The organism is Pseudomonas putida, from assembly GCF_028682475.1.
Lineage (GTDB): Bacteria > Pseudomonadota > Gammaproteobacteria > Pseudomonadales > Pseudomonadaceae > Aquipseudomonas > Aquipseudomonas putida_AG.
Map to the genome: position 1 here is coordinate 1 of NZ_JANHLE010000068.1, position 1,869 is coordinate 1,869.

General features: G+C 49.5%; 3 protein-coding genes. 1 reads left to right on the top strand and 2 read right to left on the bottom strand.

From position 1 onward, the window contains the following. Nucleotides 1–286 (top strand): DUF6124 family protein (locus tag NPS47_RS25100; RefSeq protein WP_274297410.1); only part of this gene is annotated, 286 nt, incomplete at its 5' end. A 503-nt stretch (nt 287–789) separates the two neighbouring features. Here the strand turns inward: NPS47_RS25100 and NPS47_RS25105 are convergent. Next, on the bottom strand, nt 790–1,320 hold the full coding sequence (locus NPS47_RS25105; RefSeq protein WP_274297411.1) for an SMI1/KNR4 family protein: 531 nt from the start codon (nt 1,318–1,320) through the stop codon (nt 790–792). Nucleotides 1,321–1,322: 2 nt separating this feature from the next. Then, on the bottom strand, nt 1,323–1,869 hold a 547-nt coding region (locus NPS47_RS25110; protein ID WP_274297412.1), incomplete at its 5' end, for a DNA/RNA non-specific endonuclease.

Genomic DNA, 1,869 nt, shown 5'->3' on the forward strand with positions numbered 1-1,869 from the left:
GCACACTGCCAGTACCCCTTTCGGTACCTGTGCCGCGGGTCATCCTCCCTTGTTCACCGTACGCGCCGGTATCGAAGCGCATGATGCCTTGGTACATGCGTCGATGTACTTGCGTTGCGCCAATGACACGGGAATGCAAGCCTGTGACAAAGTCGACCCGGACACTCGCGGGTTGATATGGTCGACACTGCATTCCATCGAGATGGCCAAAGGGTTGGTCGATGCGTTGCTCGATGGAATCGAAGACCAGATGGCGGATCGTCGGGTACCGAAATCACCAACCTGATCCTACCCAAGCAGCATCGTATCGAGGCCGCAGATGCGGCCCACCTACAAAACCGATATCGACGACTGCAAACGACCCACTCTGCCTGGCAATCCCCTTCGCCCCGAAACATCGAAGCGTGTTTCAGTGAAGAGATCGGCGACCACCTCCCACGCTGCATCCGACAATTCATAACGCTTTGCCATGACAGGACTCCTTTCCTTCGATGACCAGAGACTCTACGAAATCTCAGCACCGAATGGACTGCTGTTGGTTTTCACCAGTTGGCAACCCTTCCTCACCAACTGCCGTTTAGCATGCATCACGGACGCCTTTATCCAAGGATGGACTGTAGGCGATTTCATCGACGTAACCGCTTGAATTAATTTTGAGTTCAGTGCCGCTGCTCCGCTTGACTTGCTTATTTGGTGGGGGCTCGCTCAGTATTTTGTATTCGAGGGTTCCTTTATTCGCTCTGACCACATCGACCTCATTGCTAGCCAGTTTGACGCCGCCTTTTGCACCTAACCAGCAGCTGTAAAACTATGTTTACTTAGATCAACCGGAGGAAACTGACTAGGTAGGATTTTTGACGAAACGCCCCTTTCAAGTAGCTTTAGAAGAAACTCGACACAACCGAAATTATAGATTTCCTCTTCCCCTTGATCCGAGCTATGAACAGCAACCTTCCATGAATCTGGATCCCCATCAACCAGCCAAACAAAAGTTTCCCCATTATCCGTCACCGCCCAGGGAAAAAAAGATCCTTTCGCAGGATAGTCTGGCCTTGGGTAATCCGTTATAAATTCCTCTCGCATTACAGCGTACGCTTCTCTAAAGTATTTGCTTTTTTCAAAATTCAAATTTGGATTTTTTGAAAATGGATCTAACAGCCACACAAAATCATCTATTGATCCACATCCGTAAATAGAAACAAGCTCCTTAAAATCATTCGGCAATCGCACCCCCCCCTCAGATTCAAAGGTCACCCAAGCGGCATTGTCAAAGGTTCGCTGGGAGGGTGGTGAAAGAACACCAATTAGTTTATCTATCATTCTTACTTAACTCCACTTACATTAGGAATTGATACATCAAGAGTAAAGCCCCCTGAGCCACGAGCAGATAACGTTACACCGGTCGGCATTAGGTTAGTACCTGAATAAATAGGTACCGCCCTATAGCTTACTGTTTCACCACTCTGTACGGCGGCCTTTACCTGACGCTCAAATGAACTCATATTTGGATGATTTGCGTTGCGCTGGAAAAGTGTTACCAAATTTCTTGCATCATCACCAGCTCCTCCTAGTGAATTTGCAAGTAAATGTCCTCGCGCATGGTTAGCAGGCTGCCCCTCAAAACCTGGGGGGCGAATCGCTGGGTTAGCGCTTGAACCGCTTCCCAATGAGTCCTCTCTAAGGACCGCTGTAACCCCAGTAGGTCGACCAAGTGAGTCGAGCTCGCCCAAAATCACATTGCTTGGGGCATTTGGGCTTGGCCTGGCGAGCGTTGGGTAGCTGCTTTCTGGAATTGCTTTTGGAGCATCAACTACCGGATTCCCAGTCGCTTTTGGACCACCCACAGCCTTGCCAAAAGCAACAATGCCG

Bases quoted from the DNA above. Each gene is read 5' to 3' on its own strand.
- NPS47_RS25105 (WP_274297411.1), bottom strand. From the start codon at position 1,320: ATGATAGATAAACTAATTGGTGTTCTTTCACCACCCTCCCAGCGAACC.